The organism is Streptomyces sp. NPDC002698 (genome assembly GCF_042888945.1).
Taxonomy (GTDB): domain Bacteria; phylum Actinomycetota; class Actinomycetes; order Streptomycetales; family Streptomycetaceae; genus Streptomyces.
In genome coordinates, this window is sequence record NZ_JBIAQM010000071.1 from 1 (window position 1) to 16,858 (window position 16,858).

The window sequence follows — 16,858 nt, forward strand, 5'->3', positions numbered from 1 at the left end:
CCGGGGGGCTCTGTGGTGATTCTGTTTGTGCGGCGGGGGCTGGCGGGGGCCGCGGGTGGGGGCTTGGCCCGCCCGCCCCCGCCGACCGTCAGTTGTTCGTGCAGCTGTTTCCGGCCGCCGGGTTCAGCAGCGCCACCACGTTGACCGTGTTGCCGCAGAGGTTGACCGGGACGTCGACCGGGATCTGGATGACGTTGCCGGACAGGACTCCGGGGCTGTCCCCCGCGACACCGACCACCGGCCCGGGGTCGGCGGCGGCGGTCCCGGCGGTGGCCAGCAGGGCCACGCTGGCCAGTCCGGCGGCGGCCATCAGACGAATACGCATTCCAAGCTCCGTTCATTCGCAGTGGTGCGAGCTCCTTCACCATCACCTCCGCGAACACTTGTCGACATTCCAGAGCAGCCGAACGGGGGTTCGCCCCGCCGCGGCGGGCATGGAAAGGCCCTGGCCCAGGGCGTGTCGCGCGGGGCGTACGGAATGCCCGTAGCGTGAATACAGATCCGGTGGAACAGGGAGAGACCATGCCAACCAGCCAGCCCGACGCGTCCACGCCCTCCGACGACAGGGCGACCCCCGACACGCTGCTGCACACCGGGACCGAGGGCCCGGTGACGGCCGAGGACCTGGTTCTCGCCGCGGGTCGCGACGTCACACCGCAGAGCCTCGCCTGGGCCGAGCGCAAACTCGAGCAGGAAGGCTCGGCGGCGGTGGACAAGCTGCTGCCATAGGGTCCTGCCCGCAGGACGAGGACCCTGGACCGGCTCGGCCGGCTCCGATGCGGTGGAGCCGGCCGAGGATCCGCGAGCGAACGGGCGGGTCAGACGGCGGGGCACTCCTTCCAGGCCAGGTGGTAGACGGTGCTGATGTCACCGTCCGTCGAGTCCATGGTCATGAAGCTGGAGCTGCCGGGCGTCGAGGTGCCCGCGTTGACCCGAAGCTCGGTGTTGATGTTGAAGTTGCGCTGAACACCACAGGGTGCCCAGACCAGTTGGGCCCAGTCCGTGGTGTCGGTGGTCTGCCAGTCGTCGCTGTACGGGCCGCGGAAGGGGTGGGTGATGGAGGCCGTGTTCGGGGACCCCTGGAAGTAGTACGAGGCCTTCTCCGTGCTGCTGGCGCCCGACTGGAGCGAGGCGAAGCCGCGGTAGTCCGCGCTGGCGATGGCATAGGTGAAACCCTGCGGGACATGCACGTTCAGGTTGAGCTGGCAGTTCTTGCGGAACGCGGTGGGGTCGGCGTTGCCTCCGACCTGGGCGAGGTACTGGCTGTAGGTCACCGTGAAGGCGGTGTTGTCCGGGGAGACGGCGACGGCCGCGGTCCCCTGGGGACAGCCGGATCCGTTGACCGTGGCGACACTGATGACGATCTTGTCCGGGGGCGGGTTTTCGATACCGGAGTTCGGGCTCGACAGGGGAAGCGCTGTGGCGAACAGGGCGGCGATCGCGCCACCCATGAACAGGCCACCGGCCATGGTGCTCCAATCCGTTGCGTCGGTGTTCCGGCGGCAGCACGCGGGTGCGCCGCCATGAATGGGGGGTGCGGCTCCCCGAACGGACGGGGAACCGTCTCGGACCAGTGCGTTGGATCAAGCGGCTTTTTTGTGCATGCGCATGACAAATGCACATGCTCGATCCACTCCCGGCTGTGAAGGAGCTGTGAAGACCGGGAGCGACGAAATCGTACGTACGGGGGGCCGCGCCGGACAGGGCCATCTCCGGCCATTCGATACGCGCCGTTCACACCCGGCGCCACGGCCACCGGCCTGTTCACCACGGTTCGCGGCACCCGCGGCCGTCGCGCCGGGCACGACGGCCGCCCAGGGCCCCGGCCCCAGCTCCGGCCCCGACCCCGACCCCGGCCCCGGCCCCGGGAGTGACGGTCTCCCGGCGGCCGTCACGGTGCGTGCCCGCCGCCAAGGCGCCGGAGGCGCCCGGGCGCCCCGGCCGCCCCCGCGTGACGGGGCCCGAGCGCCCCCGGACCCCGGCTCCAGGCATTCGCTCCCGTGTCCCGGGCGGGCCGGAAGGGGATGGGACCGCGCGAATCGCCCGCCCCCTCAGCGCGTCCCGGGCGCCCCTGCGACACTGAGACACATGGATCCACGACACCTGAGACTCGGCCGCCGCCGGATATGGATGAGCAGCGCCGTCTGTTTCCTGGTCCTCGGGCCGCTCGGCTGGTTCTTCGGTGGCTGGATTCCCTTCGCACTGCTGGCCGTTGCCCTTCTCATCGCCACCGCGGTCCTGCACTGGCGGGCCTCCACCTGGCTCGCGCCCGCCATCGCCAAGGGCCAGTCGGAGAGCAACCGGGACGTCGCCACCTTCTGCGTGGTCATAGCGGTGAGCGGCTACGCCCAGCCGCCCTCGCAGCCCGCCCCCTCCAAGGACGCTCTCGCGGCCCTGCGTCTGGAGGCGTACCGGGCCGCCGCCGACGACGATCTCTCCGAGGACCTCCGGCTCCTGGCGGCCGACGCGCTGGGCGCGGCGGACCAGGCCAACGCCGAGGACACCCCGGCGGGCTGGCGGGCGGCACGGGCGAGCGCGGAGCGGCTGGCGCACGCCGCCCAGGAGGGCAATCCGTACGTACGACAGCTCCTCATCCAGTGGGTCGAGGGCAACCCGGCGAGCGATCGGTAGCCGATCGCCGGTACGACGGTCCCGGCGTGGCGCGGCACATCGCAGCCGGCGGCCCCGGCCAGGTCCTGCGCCCCTCCCGGGACCCGGACGCCGCCGAGGACGACGAGGACCGACGGGCGGCACGCCCGACCGGCCCGGCCGCTGGTCGCGCCCCGCGAGGCCCGGCATCCGGCTCGTCGTGAGGCGTTCGCGGCGCGGCAGCCGTCACAACACCTCGGACGCACGCTCCTGGGCGGGATCCTCGGCTGCCGGGTGATCCGGGCCGCCGGCCGGAGCGGCGGCACGCAGCGCCGCTTCGACCCGGCGGTTGCTGGTCATGGACGCCGTGACGGCCGTCATCGCCAGGAGGAGGACGCCGGCGGCGTAGAGCGGGGTGCGGATGTCGTACGTGGTGGCCAGCCAGCCGCCGAGGAAGGCCCCGACGGGGGCGGCGCACATGGCCAGCATGCGGGAGGTGGAGGCGACCCGGCCCATGAGGCGGGCGGGGACGATCGCCTGCCGGAGGGAGGGCGCGAGCACCATCGTGGCGCCCATGCCGGCCCCGCAGACGGCGAGCGCCGACCCGGCCACGTACGGATTCGGGGCAGCGGCCAGGCCCAGGACGGCAAGCCCTTCCACCGCGGCCGTGCAGGTCAGTGCGGTGCCGGTGCCGAGCCGTCGGCCGAGGTGGGAGGCGATGCCCGCGCCGAGCAGGCCGCCGGCGGCCTCCGCCGTGAGGAGCAGGCCGAAGCCGTAGGTGTCGATGCCGAGGCGTTCGTGCGCGAAGAGGGCGAGGACGGTCTCCACGGCGAGGAAGGCGACGTTCCCGACCGCCGGGCGGAGCGCGAGCCCGAGCAGCAACCGGTCCCGGAAGACGTACGAGGCCCCGGCCCGCGCCTGCCGCAGCAGCGACTCCCGGGCCTCCGGCAGGGGCCTGGGCATGGCGGGCAGCGTACGTACGAGCAGTGCGGAGAGCGCGAACGACACCGCGTCGGCGAGCAGCGGAACCGCCCGCCCGAGCGCGAGCAGCGCACTGCCCGCGGGCGGCCCCGCGAAGCCGGACATGGCGGTCTGGGCGCCGCGCAGGCGGGAGTTGGCGCGCTCCAGGAGTGCGGGGTCGCGGCCGAGCAGATCCGGCAGATAGGCCGTGGCGGCCGTGTCGAAGAAGAGCCCGCCGAGGCCGAGCAGGAAGGCGACGGCCGCGAGCAGCGGAATGCTCAGCACGTCGAGCACGGCCGCCGCCGCGGGTATCCCGAGCAGCACCGCACGCGCCACGTCCATGACCCACATCGTGCGCCGGCGGTCCCAGCGGTCCACCAGCGCACCGCCGAGCACCCCGAAGAGCAGCCACGGCAGCGTCCCCGCGGCCGTGACGACGGCGAGCGCCATCGGATCCCGCGTCAGCGTCAACGCGATCAGCGGCAGCGCGGCATGCGACACCCCGTCACCGAGCGAGGACACCGTCTGCGCGGCCCACAGCCGTCCGAACCCGGCCGGCGGCTTCCTGACCTCCGAGGTCACTCGGCACTCCCCTCGGCCTGCTCGCGCGATGCCGGGTGGAACAGCGCGAAGACGAGTGACGCGTCCGGCAGCGACGGATCGGACAGTTCCCGGTACTCGTCCGCCAGAGCCTGCAACCGCGCCCCCAGCTGCGCGAACTGCTCCTCGGTGAGCCGCAGATGCGCCATCCGTACGTGCCGCTCGTCGACCGGCGACGCCTCCAGGTCCGCCACCGCATGGCGCATCAGCACATCCGGCCCTCCCTCACCCGGATCCGGCAGCTCGATCGACCGCGCGGCCATCGCGTAGTACCGCTCGGTGACACCCCGCACCTTCCGCGTCCGCACCACCTTCACCAGGCCGGCCCGCTCCAGCAGCCGCACGTGATAGCTGGAACTCCCCTTCGCGAGGCCCACCCGCTCGGCGATCTGCGTGATCGTCGCCGGCTCGAAGCGGAGCACGGCCATGATCCGGTGACGCGTGAGGCTGGAGACGGCGCGCAACTGGTCGTCCGTGGTGACGTGAAACGTCTCGGGAAGATCATCGGTAGGCATGCGAACAATGGTCAACGATTCTTGACCATTGCGCAAGGGGATTTACGCCGGGCCCCGCGCGAGCCGCGTGCCGACCCCGGTGCCCCGCCGGCTCGAAGTCCTCACACAGCAGGCAGATCAGGCCGAGACCGATCTCGGCGGCGCTTCCCGCACCTCGACCGCTCACACCCGGGGCCCGAGGAGACGGCTGTCCGCCGCACGCCTCAGGGCCGCTCGAAGAACTGGATCACGCCTCCGGCCGAGAAGCACAGCGCGCCCGCGAGGGTGCCCCAGTTGGCGATGTCGACGTTCACGAGGCTGCCGGTCGCCGGCCGCGTGAAGGCGGCCAGCGCCGAGACGAGGAAGAGCACGGATCCGAACTGGTTGACCGCGACGATCCACCAGCCGAGGTCGCCGGCCAGGACGCGGGGACGCCCGTGGCAGACCTCGACGACAGCGAGGTGGCCGGAGACCAGGAACAGGACGCAGCCGATCATGTCGGGCGCCCAGATCAGCCGGTCCGTCTGCTGGACCGAGAGTCCCTTCAGCAGCGAGTCCAGCAGATTGACGCCGAACACGAGCGTTCCCGCGAACAGCAGGAACGTGCTGAGCCAGTCGATCCGGCCGGGCTCGTAGCTCCACCACCTCCAGCGCCGCCCGGCCAGCGCGTCGGACTCGCTGTCGCGGCGAGGAGCGTTCACCGCCTGGAGCAGTGAGGCGTAGCCCCCGGTGTTGAAGAACAGCCCGCCCGCGAAGTAGATCCAGGCGCCCGTAGCGCCCCTGGAGCCGAACTGGGCGACCCCGGCCCCGAGGGCGAACAGCAGCCCGCCGACCGTGAACGCGGCCGCGGCGACGGAGTTCAGCCGGCGCAGCCGGGCGATCGACACGGTGTCCGCCCGCCGGGAACGGGCCTCGGCCTCGCCCGGGACGCGCACGGTGAGCAAACCGCGTTTACGGGCCCGGCGCGACTCCCAGACCGCGATACGCCCGTCCATGAGACGCCAGGTCAGCCGGGTCGTGAAGGGACCCGCCCCCTCGGAGCGCGCTTCGGTTCGACTCACCCGGCGACCATAGCCCGGAGCGGAGAAATCCGGTGTTCACCCGCCCTGTCATCTTTCGGGCGATTTTCCGGGGCTGAAAGCATCTGCCCATGAAGCGGGACACGCCCGCACCCGCCCGCGGACGGGACACGCCTGTGCCCGCGGACAGGGCACACCCGTGGTCCGCGGCGTTCGGGCCGGTGGGCTCAGGACTCCGCCTCACGCCTCAGGAAGTTGGTCACCTGGCAGGCGAGACTGTCCCGGGCCGTGTCGGGACGCGCGCCCGCCTCGACGGGCGTGTCGTTCTCGATGCCACCCGCCCAGAGGTAGCGCTCGGTCCACTCGTCGTCGACCTTGAGCTGGACCTGGATGTCCATCCGGTCCAGGACGGCGTCGGGGCCGGCCGCGAAGAGGACCGCTGTGGCCCGGCGCAGGGGATAGATGTCGTATCCCTCGATGAACTGCGAGTTGCGCCAGTCGAGGAACGCGCTCTCGCCGTCCGCGCCGACACGGATATCGATCTGGCCGTCTTCGAGGAGGATGCCGAAATGCTCGGTGCCACGGTTCTCGACGGTCACCCGCAATCTGAAGTAGGTGAGTTCGTCGGCGGCGTCGTCGCGCCCCTTCGGGGGCTCCGCCTTTTCCACACCATGGACGCGAACACGCAGGCCGGCCTGCTCGTCGTACTCCTGCCAGTCCCCGACCACGTTCGGCTCGCGCACAGTCCACCTCTCCACTTCGGAGAGTTGTTCCTATCTGTGCCCTCAACGAAGTGTCAAATGCGCCGGACATGCCGTGGCCAGCAATTTCGCCTTTCTTGATCGGTGATCAAGCCGTGCCCAGCCAGAATCTTTCCGCGCCACCCGAACGGGGTATTTCCGGGCGTGCTTCACATCACGTTCCCCGGAAGCCCCGGACGTCGTCGCGCAGACGCCTGAGCTGTTCGTCGAGCGGGCCCAGTCCGACATCCCGGCGCCGCTCGTCGAGAGTCCCGGGACTGCGGACGGGACAGGGGCGCAGGGTGACCGGATCGACGCGGGTTCCGTAGAACTGCGGCAGACCCAGTTCCACCGCGCAGTGGTCGGCGATGTAGGCGTGGTGCAGTGCCGGGCAGAGTCCGTCGGCCGCGGCCCGCGCGATGAGGTCGCGGCACCCGAGCTGCAGGCCGAGGTCGGGGGCGTGGAGCAGGATCATCAGGGCCGCGGTCGAGGCGGGCGCCCCGACCTGGTCGGTGGTCGGCCAGCCGTGCCGCCGGACGATGACCGCGAGCGCCTCGGCGTTGCCCGCGCGGCACGCGGCGAGGGGCTCGCGCCACGGCCCGGTGGGTCGGTCCCGCGCCTGGCGCATCAGGCGGCGTTCCTCGCCGGCCCGGCGTAGGAGCTCCCCCGCCAGGGCCCTGGCGAGCGCCGGGACCATCGGCGCGGTGCCACGGCCGCCGGGACCGGCCCCGGTGTCCCTGGCCGGATGCCTCGGGGCGATCTTCACGGCACCGCCTGAAGCACCATCGAGAACCACACCTTCTTTCCCGTGGTGCCCGGGTCGGCCGGTGCGATGCCCCAGTCGTCGCTCAGCGCGGCGATGATCGTCAGCCCGCGTCCCGACTCCTCGGCGCCGCCCGCCGTCCGTTCCGCGGGCAGGGCGGAGGAGCGGTCGGCGACGGACACCCGCAGTTCGCGCGGGTCGCACTCGATGCCGACGGTGATGGTGTCGCCGCGGTCCGGGCTGCCGTGCCTGAGGGCGTTGGTGAAGAGTTCCCCGGCCGCGACCACCGCGTCGTCGACGCGCTGGGCCGGCAGCCGCAGGCGGGTGAGGTACTCGGCGACCATGGCCCGCACGACGGGCACCCGCGAGGGATGCGCCGGGACGGTGGTGCGCAGGCCGTGCGCCCCGCACACCCGGCTCGCGGGAAGGCCCCCGGAGACGGAGGTCCCTGAGGGGACGGCGGGCCCGGGGAGGGCGGGGGCCACGACCGGTGTGGAGCCCGCGAAGAAGTCCGGGGCTCCCGACGGTCCGGAACGGGCGCGGGGGGCGGGAGCCGGGGACGGTGCGGGCTCGGTCGGGTGCGGGGCTGGGGGCTGTACGCGCCCGGTCGGGGCCGGGGCTGGGGAATCCAGGGGCCCGGTCGGGGCCGGGGTCGCGGACCCCGTGGGTCCGGTCCCTGCCGGGGCCGTGGACCGTACGGGCTCGGTCGGAGCCGGAGCCGGGGCCTGCGCGCGCTCGGTCGGGGCCGGGGCCGTCGGGGGTTCCGGTGCGGCCGGTGCCGAGGGCTCGGCCCGTTCGGCGAGGTGGGCGCGGAGTGCCTGGTCGTCCGCCGGGTGGACTCCTTGCTCCGGTACCCGCGCCTCGTGCCCCGGAGCCCGGCTGCCGTGGGCCGGTGCGGGCCACGGCTCGCGGCGCGGCGCCCTGGATGCCGGCATCGGTCCTCCTTCGGGTGCAGCCCGGGGGCGGCTGTCTCGGCGGCTGCCCGTGCAGCCAACACGCCGGACTGCCTCGGCGACCAGGGGGTATTCGGGTTGTCCGGTTGTAAGAACGTAGTGGCGCGGGATGTATGTTCGATCTTGTGAGGAACGGGAGCGGGGGCGGGGCGGCGGTGTCCCTTGACGGTGACACCGGCCGGGCGGGACTGCGTGACAAGCGGGTGCTGGTGACCGGCGGTACGCGAGGGCTCGGCGAGCAGATCGTGCGGCTGCTGTCCGCCGAGGGCGTACGGGTGGCCACCTGCGCGCGCACCGCGCGGGGCCTGGAGGCGCTGGCCGCTTCGGTGGGTCCCGGTCTGTTCACCGGACGGCTGGACGTCACCGCGCCCGGGGACCTGGAGGGGTTCGTCCAGGACGCGGCGGAACGCTTCGGAGGCCTGGACGGCGTGGTGGCCTGCACGGGCGGTTCGCGCGGCGGCGGCTTCGAGGACGCGGACGCGGAGGACTGGGCCGCGACCTGGGCGGTGAACGTCGGTCACGCGACCCGGCTGGTGCGGGCCGCGGTCCCGCATCTGCGGGCCGCGGGCGGCGGCTCCGTCGTGGTGATCTCCTCGATCTCCGGCTGGAAGCCCGGTCCGCCCGCGCAGTACTCGGTCGCGAAGTCCGCGCAGATCCAGCTCGCCGCTTCGCTGGCCCGCGAACTCGGTCCGGACGGGATCCGGGTGAACGCGGTCTCCCCCGGGTCCATGCTGATCCCCGGCCGGCGCTGGGACCGGATGCGCCGCGAGGAGCCCGAGGCGTTCGCCCGCTTCGTGGCGGCGGAGCTGCCGGGCGGCGCGCCGGTCGCGCCGCAGGAGGTGGCCCGGGTCGTGGCGTTCCTGCTGTCGGACTGGTCGAGCGGGATCTCCGGCGCGCACCTCCCGGTCGACCGCGCCCAGAACGCCCCCTCCCCCGAGGGGTACTGACCCCGGCGGCGGACCGGCGGTACCGCTCCCGCCCATGGCACCGAGCCCGGTCAGGGGTGATGCGCCGGCCTCTCAGGCAACCGCCCCGAGGACCCCGCGGGAACGGCGCTCGAACTCCTGCACGACCGGTTCGGCGCGGCGGGGTTCGAGGCGTCTGCGGAAGTCGCGCAGGGCCTGGACGGAACGTTCGCTGTGCACGGTGCCGAGGGTCTCCAGTGCCAGGGTCGCGATGCCGACCGCCTCGTCCAGGCGGTCCTGCTGGAGGTGCGCGGTCGCGAGGACGGAACGGCTGATGGCCTGGCGCCTGCGCCGGTCGGCGCCCGAGGCGAGCGACTCGCCGGCCGTGCGCTCGGCCTGCCGGGCCTGTCCCAGGTCACGGAAGCACAGGGCGGATTCGGCCTGAAGGTAGTGGTGGTCCAGATAACGCACCCACGGTGACTCCTGCTCGGCCCCCTTGCTCGCCGCCAGTTGCCGCTCCGCCAGCAGCAGCGCCTTGGACGTGTCGTCCGAGCGGCCCTGCGCGGCATGTCCGCGGGCCGACATGGCGTACAGCCGCATCAGTCCGAGGGGGCTGCCCGCCCCCTGGGCCGTGACGATTCCCGCGCGGGCGAGCGCCACCCCCTCGTCGGGGCGGCCGAGGCTGGTGGCGAGGTGGGAGAGCCCGGCGAGGATCTGGCCGCCGAGCACCCGGTCGCCGCCCTCGGCGCACAGCCGCAGGCCCTGGGTCATGTAGCGCTGGGCGAGGCCGTACTCCCCCGCGTCGTACGAGCTCCAGCCGGCCATGGCGGCCAGGCGCGCGGCGGCCGCGTACAGCGGTCGGCGCCGGCCGGCCGGTGTGCCGCGCCGCTGGAGCATCGGGACGACCTCGGTGGACAGGTAGTGCACGATGCTGGTGCGGACTCCGCCGCCGCCGTAGTGGTTGTCCATCTGGTCGAACACGGCGATCATCGCGTGCACCTGCTCGACGGGTCCGCCGCCCACGGACAGCGCCGGGGAGAGCGCCTCCTGGTGCTCCGACAGCCAGAGCAGCCAATCGCGTTGGGGGGTCGTCAGGGCTGCCGCGACGAAGGGGACCGTGCCGAGGAGGCTGCGGCGGGAGATGTCGGTCGAGCCCAGTTCCGCGAGTGTGTGCAGGGTCTCGGCCACGTCCTCGCCGTAGACGAGCGCTCTGCCCGCGACCGGGCGCTGGGAGTCGGAGTGGAAGCCGAGGTCGGCGGGAGACATGGCGCGGCCCAGCCGCTCGGACAGGACGGCGGCGATCAACTCCGGTGTGCTTCCACGGGGTTGCTGGCCCTGGAGCCAGCGAGTGACCGACGCCTTGTCGTAGTGGGAGTCCGCGCCCTGACGGCGCCCCAGTTCATTGACCCGCAGAGCGAGGGAGGCGTAGGAGCAGCCGGCCTCCTTGAGCACGGTCCCCAGCACCCGATTCGGCCCGGCGCTCCCGCCGGCGTTCCTCATCTGCCCCTCGGTCACGGCAGCCATCCCGAATCGCCTCACATCCACGTGCGGCTGCGCTCCGATCCCATCTGGCGGGTTTTCAATTGCCGTGTGGACAAGCGCAGTTGAGAGTGATCGTCGCCGAATGTGCGACAGGTCACTCGATCACTATGGTGGCCCGCCCGCCGCCTGTGCAACCGGCGTTCTGATAATTTCAGAACGATCCGCGCCGCTCTGTCCCTGACATCGGCCGCGTGGCACACTGCCCCCTGAGACGGCCGTTACCGGGAGGTAGGACGTGGGCGAGAACCGCTCCGGCGGCAGCGCGCCGACCGTCCTGCGCCTGGTTCTCGGGAAACGGCTGCGCCATCTGCGGGAACAGGCGGGGGTCTCCTTCGAGGAGGCGGCGCGCGCCATCGAGGTCACGGCCCTGACGGTCCGCAGGATCGAGAAGGCCGAGGTCGGGCTCCGCATCCCGTACGTGAGGGAACTGCTCCGCGCCTACGGGGTGCCGACAGCGGAGGTCGACGACTTCCTGGCCCTGGCCAGGGAGGCCAACAAGCCGGGCTGGTGGTACTCCTACCGCGATGTGCTGCCGGACTGGTTCAGCGCCTACGTGAGCCTGGAGAGCGAGGCCGGTGTCATCCGTCTCTACGAACCCCACTACGTCCCGGGCCTGTTGCAGACCCGCGACTACGCCACGGCCCTGATGCGCGTCGGTTTCCCCAACGAGTCGAAGCAGGACGTCGCCCGTCGCGTCGCCCTGCGGATGAAACGCCAGGACCTGCTCGCCAAACCGGACGCTCCGGCCGTCTGGGCGATCCTGGACGAGACGGTGCTGCGCCGGCCGGTGGGCGGACCCGAGGTGATGCGGGCCCAGTTCGACCGGCTCACCGAAGCCCTGGACCTGCCGAAGGTCCGGATCCAGATCATGCGCTTCGGTGTGGGCGCGCACCCGGGGGCGTTCGGCCCTTTCCACCACTTCCGCTTCGGCTTCTCCGAACTCCCCGACATCGTCTACACGGAGAGCCTGGTGGGCGCGGTCTACGTCGACCGGCCCGACGTCGTCGTCAACTATCTCGAAGTACTGGACCGGATGTCCGTACAGGCGGAGCCGGTCGCCCGGACCAGGGCCATCCTGGGTGAACTGCGTAAGGAGTTGTGATCCATGGGACCCGTGCACAACGGCATGTCCGCGGCCGGTCTGGGGACCGAGGGCTGGCACAAGCCCTGGAGCGGCACCAACGGCGGAAGTTGCGTCGAGGCCAAGCGGCTCGCCGACGGAAGTGTCGCGCTGCGCCAGTCACGGGACCCCGAGGGACCCGCGCTGATCTGTTCCCGCGACGAGATGGCCGCGTTCATCGAGGGCGCCAAGTCGGGACAGGCCGACTTCCTGATCGCCTGAACGAGTCCGCGCCTCCGGAGACCGCAACCACGCCCCCACGACCGGACAACCCGCACGCACACTCCCGCCGTGCGGGTTGTCCTCCCACACTGGCGAAGCCGTTCGTCCCGGAGGGAGCGGATACGGGCATGATCCTCCAACAGGCCCTCACACGGTGCCGGACGCTTGTCGTCGAGGGTCCCGACGGTCTCGACCGGCGCCCGTTCCTCGCCGAACTGGCCCGCCACCGCTTCACGATCCGCCCGCTGCACGGGCACCTTCACCACGTGGACCCCACCCAGCCCTACCGCGAACTCCTGTCCGCGCCGGGCCGGCTGGCCGTCGACGGCGGTCTCGTCCACGAACTGGTCTACGGACCGCTGCGCCGCGGCCGCTCCCGGGTGACATGGATCCAGGCGCTCGACTTCGCGGAGGCGGTGGCCGAACGCGGGGGCGCGCTCGTCCATCTGACGGGCCGGACGGACGACGCCGAGGCGGTCGGCGCCTACGAGCGGGTGCTGCGGACCCTGGCCCAGCACGTCCCCGTGATCACCCTCGACACCGGAGAACCGGCCGGCGCGGTCCACGACCCCTCCCGGACCGTCCGTCAACTCGGCCTCGGCACAGGCCTGTTGCCGATAACGTAGAGAACCGACCGCGCGACGCACGGCAGGAGAGCTCCTATGGCCGACCGACCCGCCCCCGACCAGGACGCACTGTCCAAGATCGACACCACGGTGCCGCACTCGGCTCGCATCTGGAACTACTGGATGGGCGGGAAGGACAACTACGAGGTGGACCGGGTCGCCGGTGACGCGTACCGCGAAGTCGCCCCGAACATCGAGACGATGGCCCGCGCCTCGCGCGACTACCTGGTCCGTACCGTCACCTTCGTGGCGGGCGAGCTCGGCATCCGCCAGTTCCTCGACATCGGCACCGGCCTGCCCACGTACGACAACACCCACCAGGTCGCCCAGCGCGTCGCGCCCGAGTCCCGCATCGTCTACGTGGACAACGACCCGCTGGTGCTGCGCCATGCCCAGGCGCTGCTGACGAGCACCCCCGAGGGCGTCACCGACTACATCGACGCGGATCTGCACGAGCCCGAGAAGATCATCGAAGCGGCGTCCCGGATCCTCGACTTCTCCCGGCCCGTCGCCCTGATGCTGATGGGCATCCTCGGCCACGTCCAGGACTACGGGGAGGCCAGGTCGATCGTCCGGCGCCTCCAGGAAGCCCTGCCTCCGGGCAGTTGCTTCGTGCACTACGACAGCACGGACACGGACGCCGCCCTCAAGGACGCCCAGCAGGGCTACGACGACACGGGGGCGATTCCGTACGTGCTGCGCAGCCCCGAACAGATCGGCGCGTTCTACGAGGGCCTCGAACCGGTCGAACCCGGCGTCGTGTCCTGCCCCTTGTGGCGTCCGGAGCCCGGTACGTCGCCCGAGCCCACGGACGTCCACGGAGGCGTGGCCCGCAAACCGTGAACGGGCCCGCCCGGCAGATCAGTCGCTCGACGCCGGCTCGATGTTCTGGTTCAGCCGGAACAGGTTGGCGGGGTCGTACTCGGCCTTCACCCCGGCCAGCCGGTCGTAGTTGCCGCGATAACTCGCGCGGACGGCGTTCTGGTCCTCGGCCATCACCATGTTGACGTACGCACCGCCCGCGGAGTACGGGAAGAGGGCGTCGGAGTAGTCGACGCTCCACCGCTTGATCACCTCGGCGTTGGCCGGGTCGGGATCGACACCCGCGTAGACGGCGGCCCAGCCGGAATCACGGTAGCCCCAGGCGGTGTCCGTCGGGCCGACGTCGTGGACGGCTCCGTCGATGGGGTAGAGGTGCATGGTCGACTTCCAGGTCGGCATCTCGGCGCCGAACTTGGCGTGCAGCTCGACGGCCTCGCCGGGGATCTCGTCGACGAAACCGGCCCGCCAGTACCACTGGTCGCCGGGCGGGTAGACGCCGTCGAACGCGGACTGGATGGCCGGGTGCGGCATCGGCGCGGGGCCGTGCAGCAGGGGCTCGGGCAGGGCGTCGAGCAGCGGGGCCATGTCCCGGGCCGCCGCGTCCGTGTCGTCGCCCACACGGCACCACAGCACACCGCAGACCTTCTTCAGGTGCAGTTCCTCCGGGAACGGCGGTCCCGGCGGGACCGAGGCGAAGAGGAAGAAGCCGCCGAGTTCGCGCGGTGCGTGGGGAATGAAGTCGCGGTAGGCGGCGAGGACTTCGGCGCCGAGTTCGACGGGCCAGAAGGTGGGACCAGCGACGACCGTGCTCACTTCGTGCAGCCGGAAGAGGAACGAGGTGACGACTCCGAAGTTGCCGCCGCCGCCACGGATCGCCCAGTAGAGGTCGGTGTTCTCGTCGGCACCGGCGCGGACGCGCTCACCGTTCGCCAGGACGAGCTCGGCCTCCAGCAGGTTGTCGACGGCCAGCCCGCACTTGCGGGTGAGATGGCCGAGTCCGCCGCCGAGGGTGATGCCGCCGACCCCGGTGGTGGAGATGATGCCGCTCGGTGTGGCCAGGCCGTGCTCGTTGGTGGCGCGGTCGACCTCGCCCAGGAGGCAGCCGCCGCCGACACGTACCGTACGGGCGGCCGGATCCACCTCGATGTCCTTCAACGGGGAGAGGTCGAGGACCACCCCGTCGTCACAGGTACTCAAGCCCGCCCCGTGATGGCCGCCGCCGCGCACCGCGAGCGGGAGAGCGTGGTCGCGTGCGAAACCGATGACCAGGGCGACGTCCTCCGGGGAGGCGCACCGCGCCACCAGGGCGGGGCGCCGGTCGATCATCGCGTTGTAGACGGCACGGGCCTCGTCGTACCCGGAATCCTCCGGGCCGATCAACTGGCCCTTGAATGCCGAGAGTTCCTGGCGTGCCGCTTGTGCCGGTGTTGTGGACATGTGCATCCCCGTATCTGGAGACCGCCCCAGGTCCGGCGTCCGGGCCGTGGACCGGTTCCCCGCCATTGGGTCCGATGTGCCCGTTTCAGCCCGATCAATGACCAGCCTAACCCCGTCACATCCGCCTAGCTCGGCGACCCGTTCGACCTGCGACGCACCGACCGCACACGACAGGAGACGGCAACACGGGCATCGCCGGGCGCTTCGATCCCGTACGGATCGAAGCGCCCGGCGACATGGTCGGGAAACGCGGCCGAGCATCACGGCCGGGTCCGCCGGCCGGTCATCCGCGGGAGGCGACCGGCTCGGTCTCGTCGCGTCCGGCGGCCAGCGCGGGTTCCGGCAGCACCGCGTACAGGGGCGTCGGACGCGCCACCCGCAGACAGGGCGCGGGCACGGACGGGTCCAGCGGGGCGCGATCGGCGGCGCGGGCCCGCCACGAGGACCAGATGATCTTTCCACCCACGCCCGTGGCACAGCAGCCCCAGCCGTCGCTCAGGGCGGCGATCTGGGCCAGACATCCCTGCGGTGCCCGGTGCGGGCGGATGTCCTGACTGTTGTCCGAGACAGCGGCGAACAGACGGCGGCCGTTCCACCACATCTCGATCGTGGCGTTCTTGTCCGCCGAGTGCCGCTCGATGGTGCGGAGCAGCGCTTCCGCACAGTGGCAGACGGACTCCGCGAGATTCTCCAGGTTCCAGTACCTGAGGTGCGCGGCCAGAATCCGCTTGACCTGTCCGACCTTTTCCTCGCTGAGCTCCACGTCCAGGTGGTAGTAGCAGGGGACTGCGGCTTTCATCGTCGTTGGCTCCTCACCGGCGAAGCTCTCGCTCCTCCTCGCCCCCTGCGGGACCGAGCCCCGATTGCGAAGCGTGAGCACCGATCGCTCCTGAGTCACCCTCAGCATGAGAGGGCTACTCCATTCGTGCAACCCGAGCGCGAGCCCAACATGGTTGAAGACCCAACAAGACGCTCGGTCCCCGTGCAGGCACCATGAGTGAGGGTGTCGCTCCGTGACGGACCGGCTCCCCTTCGCGTACGGCCCTCATCCGCCGGCCAGGCGAGCCGTGCGCGGTCGAGAGATCGGGAAGGTGACCAGCGTGATGCTGCTGCCTGCCAAAGCCGAGGTCGCCAGGCATCTGGAGCGCTACCGGGCGTGGGAACGCCTGCTTCTCGCGACTCCCTCCGACCGTGTGGTGCGGGGGAACTTCGAGAACACCGGATACACCCTGTGCGTCCTGATGGGGAAGCGGTGCGCACGGGAGGCGGCGATCGCCGCCGAGGTCTACCTGCAGGACGTTCCGGCACGGATCTGAACGACGGTCCCAGGGACCGCACCGAGAGGGCCTCTCGCGGCAACGACGATCCGGGCCCAGAACCGCGGAGGCGAGACGCATGGACGCGATCACGGACGCGAAATCGGAGACCGTCCGCATACCCGTCATGGATGTGCGGCCGGTCGTCGATCGCGGCAGACGGCCCGCCAAAGCGGTTGTGGGCGAGACCTTCCAGGTCACCGCCACCCTTTTCGGCGAAGGCCATGACGTGGTCGGCGCCAATGTCGTCCTGTGCGATCCGAGCGGCCGTCCCGGGCCGTGGACGCCGATGCGCGAACTGGCCCCGGGCACCGACCGCTGGGGAGCCGACGTCACCCCGTCGGCGACGGGCCACTGGACCTACCGGGTGGAGGCGTGGAGCGACCCGGTGACCGGCTGGCGGCGCGCCGCCGGGGTCAAGGTCCCCGCCGGGATCGACGTCGGGCTGGTCCTGGAGGAGGGCGCCGCCCTTCACGAGCGGGCCGCCGCGGGCGTGCCCGAGGGCGCCGGCCGGGACACGGTGCTGGCCGCCGCGGACACCCTGCGCGACGACTCCCTGCCCCCGGCCGAGCGGTTCGCGGCGGCCCTGGCACCCGAGGTGGCCGCCACTCTCGCGGAGCATCCGCTGCGTGAACGGCTCACCCCCTCTCTCCCGTTGCCGTTGCTGGTGGAGCGGGAGCGGGCGCTGTACGGGGCGTGGTACGAGTTCTTCCCGCGTTCGGAGAGCGGGCAGGTCGATCCGCCGGTGCA

Annotated in this window: 19 protein-coding genes and 1 pseudogene; 9 read left to right on the forward strand and 11 right to left on the reverse strand. The window is 71.8% G+C overall.

The window, feature by feature from the left end:
• Positions 1-88 precede the first annotated feature (88 nt).
• On the reverse strand, positions 89-325 hold the full coding sequence (locus tag ACFYW9_RS40680) for a chaplin (protein ID WP_389160129.1): 237 nt from the start codon (positions 323-325) through the stop codon (positions 89-91).
• 197 nt (positions 326-522) lie between these two features.
• Here ACFYW9_RS40680 and ACFYW9_RS40685 point away from each other — a divergent pair, with 197 nt between their 5' ends.
• Positions 523-729 (forward strand): hypothetical protein, encoded by a 207-nt coding sequence (locus ACFYW9_RS40685; RefSeq protein ID WP_328456281.1) that lies wholly within the window; start codon positions 523-525, stop codon positions 727-729.
• 89 nt (positions 730-818) lie between these two features.
• Here ACFYW9_RS40685 and ACFYW9_RS40690 read toward each other — a convergent pair whose 3' ends face one another.
• Positions 819-1,469: a DUF4360 domain-containing protein gene (locus ACFYW9_RS40690; protein ID WP_351866843.1), complete on the reverse strand. Its 651-nt coding sequence runs from the start codon at positions 1,467-1,469 to the stop codon at positions 819-821.
• A gap of 619 nt (positions 1,470-2,088) precedes the next feature.
• Here ACFYW9_RS40690 and ACFYW9_RS40695 point away from each other — a divergent pair.
• Positions 2,089-2,631: a hypothetical protein gene (locus ACFYW9_RS40695; RefSeq protein ID WP_351866846.1), complete on the forward strand. Its 543-nt coding sequence runs from the start codon at positions 2,089-2,091 to the stop codon at positions 2,629-2,631.
• 204 nt (positions 2,632-2,835) lie between these two features.
• On the opposite strand, the gene ACFYW9_RS40700 is transcribed toward ACFYW9_RS40695, so the two are convergent.
• The 6 genes from ACFYW9_RS40700 to ACFYW9_RS40725 form a co-directional block, all read right to left on the reverse strand.
• Positions 2,836-4,131: an MFS transporter gene (locus ACFYW9_RS40700; protein ID WP_389160132.1), complete on the reverse strand. Its 1,296-nt coding sequence runs from the start codon at positions 4,129-4,131 to the stop codon at positions 2,836-2,838.
• The gene (locus ACFYW9_RS40705) at positions 4,128-4,664 is read right to left on the reverse strand and encodes a helix-turn-helix domain-containing protein (RefSeq protein WP_351866852.1); all 537 of its coding nucleotides are present in this window, start codon (positions 4,662-4,664) and stop codon (positions 4,128-4,130) included. Before ACFYW9_RS40705 ends, ACFYW9_RS40700 begins: the two co-directional genes overlap by 4 nt.
• A gap of 203 nt (positions 4,665-4,867) precedes the next feature.
• Positions 4,868-5,704 (reverse strand): hypothetical protein, encoded by an 837-nt coding sequence (locus ACFYW9_RS40710; RefSeq protein WP_351866855.1) that lies wholly within the window; start codon positions 5,702-5,704, stop codon positions 4,868-4,870.
• A gap of 185 nt (positions 5,705-5,889) precedes the next feature.
• On the reverse strand, positions 5,890-6,405 hold the full coding sequence (locus ACFYW9_RS40715) for a hypothetical protein (protein WP_351866858.1): 516 nt from the start codon (positions 6,403-6,405) through the stop codon (positions 5,890-5,892).
• A gap of 172 nt (positions 6,406-6,577) precedes the next feature.
• The gene (locus ACFYW9_RS40720; RefSeq protein WP_389160135.1) at positions 6,578-7,168 is read right to left on the reverse strand and encodes a DUF6624 domain-containing protein; all 591 of its coding nucleotides are present in this window, start codon (positions 7,166-7,168) and stop codon (positions 6,578-6,580) included.
• Entirely contained in the window at positions 7,165-7,650 is a 486-nt protein-coding gene (locus ACFYW9_RS40725; RefSeq protein ID WP_389160136.1) for an ATP-binding protein, read from the reverse strand. Before ACFYW9_RS40725 ends, ACFYW9_RS40720 begins: the two co-directional genes overlap by 4 nt.
• Before the next feature lie 593 nt (positions 7,651-8,243).
• On the opposite strand from ACFYW9_RS40725, the gene ACFYW9_RS40730 reads away from it, so the two are divergent.
• On the forward strand, positions 8,244-9,065 hold the full coding sequence (locus ACFYW9_RS40730; protein WP_389160138.1) for an SDR family NAD(P)-dependent oxidoreductase: 822 nt from the start codon (positions 8,244-8,246) through the stop codon (positions 9,063-9,065).
• Positions 9,066-9,137: 72 nt separating this feature from the next.
• On the opposite strand, the gene ACFYW9_RS40735 is transcribed toward ACFYW9_RS40730, so the two are convergent.
• On the reverse strand, positions 9,138-10,547 hold the full coding sequence (locus tag ACFYW9_RS40735) for a hypothetical protein (protein ID WP_389160140.1): 1,410 nt from the start codon (positions 10,545-10,547) through the stop codon (positions 9,138-9,140).
• 253 nt (positions 10,548-10,800) lie between these two features.
• On the opposite strand from ACFYW9_RS40735, the gene ACFYW9_RS40740 reads away from it, so the two are divergent.
• The 4 genes from ACFYW9_RS40740 (at position 10,801) to ACFYW9_RS40755 (ending at position 13,376) form a co-directional block, all read left to right on the forward strand.
• The gene (locus ACFYW9_RS40740; RefSeq protein WP_389160142.1) at positions 10,801-11,667 is read left to right on the forward strand and encodes a helix-turn-helix domain-containing protein; all 867 of its coding nucleotides are present in this window, start codon (positions 10,801-10,803) and stop codon (positions 11,665-11,667) included.
• A gap of 3 nt (positions 11,668-11,670) precedes the next feature.
• Positions 11,671-11,907 carry a DUF397 domain-containing protein gene (locus ACFYW9_RS40745; protein ID WP_326789751.1) on the forward strand — a complete coding sequence of 79 codons (237 nt, stop codon included), beginning with the start codon at positions 11,671-11,673 and terminating at the stop codon, positions 11,905-11,907.
• A 128-nt stretch (positions 11,908-12,035) separates the two neighbouring features.
• Positions 12,036-12,533 carry a hypothetical protein gene (locus tag ACFYW9_RS40750; RefSeq protein ID WP_351866874.1) on the forward strand — a complete coding sequence of 166 codons (498 nt, stop codon included), beginning with the start codon at positions 12,036-12,038 and terminating at the stop codon, positions 12,531-12,533.
• Between the two features lie 36 nt (positions 12,534-12,569).
• Entirely contained in the window at positions 12,570-13,376 is an 807-nt protein-coding gene (locus ACFYW9_RS40755; RefSeq protein WP_389160145.1) for an SAM-dependent methyltransferase, read from the forward strand.
• A gap of 18 nt (positions 13,377-13,394) precedes the next feature.
• On the opposite strand, the gene ACFYW9_RS40760 is transcribed toward ACFYW9_RS40755, so the two are convergent.
• Complete coding sequence (locus ACFYW9_RS40760) at positions 13,395-14,792, reverse strand: FAD-binding oxidoreductase (protein ID WP_389160147.1); 1,398 nt, start codon at positions 14,790-14,792, stop codon at positions 13,395-13,397.
• A gap of 283 nt (positions 14,793-15,075) precedes the next feature.
• Positions 15,076-15,591 carry a pep a2 gene (locus ACFYW9_RS40765; RefSeq protein WP_389160149.1) on the reverse strand — a complete coding sequence of 172 codons (516 nt, stop codon included), beginning with the start codon at positions 15,589-15,591 and terminating at the stop codon, positions 15,076-15,078.
• A gap of 304 nt (positions 15,592-15,895) precedes the next feature.
• On the opposite strand from ACFYW9_RS40765, the pseudogene ACFYW9_RS40770 reads away from it, so the two are divergent.
• Together ACFYW9_RS40770 and ACFYW9_RS40775 are read left to right on the forward strand one after the other, a co-directional pair.
• Positions 15,896-16,087: pseudogene (locus ACFYW9_RS40770) on the forward strand (DUF5133 domain-containing protein); the annotation flags it as partial.
• A 100-nt stretch (positions 16,088-16,187) separates the two neighbouring features.
• A partial coding sequence (locus ACFYW9_RS40775) for a maltotransferase domain-containing protein (RefSeq protein WP_389160151.1) occupies positions 16,188-16,858 on the forward strand: 671 nt, incomplete at its 3' end.

Excerpts from the sequence above, each read along its gene's own strand:
- ACFYW9_RS40680 (WP_389160129.1), bottom strand. The coding sequence starts at position 325 with ATGCGTATTCGTCTGATGGCCGCCGCCGGACTGGCCAGCGTGGCCCTG.
- ACFYW9_RS40685 (WP_328456281.1), top strand. The coding sequence starts at position 523 with ATGCCAACCAGCCAGCCCGACGCGTCCACGCCCTCCGACGACAGGGCG.
- ACFYW9_RS40690 (WP_351866843.1), bottom strand. The coding sequence starts at position 1,469 with ATGGCCGGTGGCCTGTTCATGGGTGGCGCGATCGCCGCCCTGTTCGCC.
- ACFYW9_RS40695 (WP_351866846.1), top strand. The coding sequence starts at position 2,089 with ATGGATCCACGACACCTGAGACTCGGCCGCCGCCGGATATGGATGAGC.
- ACFYW9_RS40705 (WP_351866852.1), bottom strand. The coding sequence starts at position 4,664 with ATGCCTACCGATGATCTTCCCGAGACGTTTCACGTCACCACGGACGAC.
- ACFYW9_RS40735 (WP_389160140.1), bottom strand. The coding sequence starts at position 10,547 with ATGGCTGCCGTGACCGAGGGGCAGATGAGGAACGCCGGCGGGAGCGCC.
- ACFYW9_RS40745 (WP_326789751.1), top strand. The coding sequence starts at position 11,671 with ATGGGACCCGTGCACAACGGCATGTCCGCGGCCGGTCTGGGGACCGAG.
- ACFYW9_RS40750 (WP_351866874.1), top strand. The coding sequence starts at position 12,036 with ATGATCCTCCAACAGGCCCTCACACGGTGCCGGACGCTTGTCGTCGAG.
- ACFYW9_RS40755 (WP_389160145.1), top strand. The coding sequence starts at position 12,570 with ATGGCCGACCGACCCGCCCCCGACCAGGACGCACTGTCCAAGATCGAC.
- ACFYW9_RS40760 (WP_389160147.1), bottom strand. The coding sequence starts at position 14,792 with ATGTCCACAACACCGGCACAAGCGGCACGCCAGGAACTCTCGGCATTC.
- ACFYW9_RS40765 (WP_389160149.1), bottom strand. The coding sequence starts at position 15,591 with ATGAAAGCCGCAGTCCCCTGCTACTACCACCTGGACGTGGAGCTCAGC.